The organism is Variovorax sp. F042, assembly GCF_057814215.1.
On sequence record NZ_JBVASX010000109.1, the window covers coordinates 1 to 278 of the forward strand.

The window sequence follows — 278 nt, forward strand, 5'->3', positions numbered from 1 at the left end:
GGTCTTCACGGCCGTCCAGAATCGGGTGGAGAGGATGCTGTCGAGGCCGAAGGTGCGCGTGCGCGCGGTCGGGTCGGAGAGGATGTCGCCGACGATCAAGCCGGCGCGCGGCTCGAGCAGCGGCGGGGCGCCTGCCTTCGTCTTGTCCGCAGGCACTGGTGGCCGCGCGGTCAGCGTCGTCGTGCCGTAGCGCCCGCCGTTGGCCAGCATGGGTTAGGCTTTTGTGAGCGTCAGCAGCGTTACCTCGGCGCTGCCCAGCGCGAGGCTGTAGCCGTAGT

The 278-nt window shown here is 69.8% G+C and carries 1 protein-coding gene; it reads right to left on the reverse strand.

All coding sequences use genetic code 11. The annotated features are described in order from the left end of the window. Positions 1-210 (reverse strand): hypothetical protein (locus tag ACZYSP_RS35630; RefSeq protein ID WP_489019278.1); only part of this gene is annotated, 210 nt, incomplete at its 3' end. Positions 211-278 lie beyond the last annotated feature (68 nt).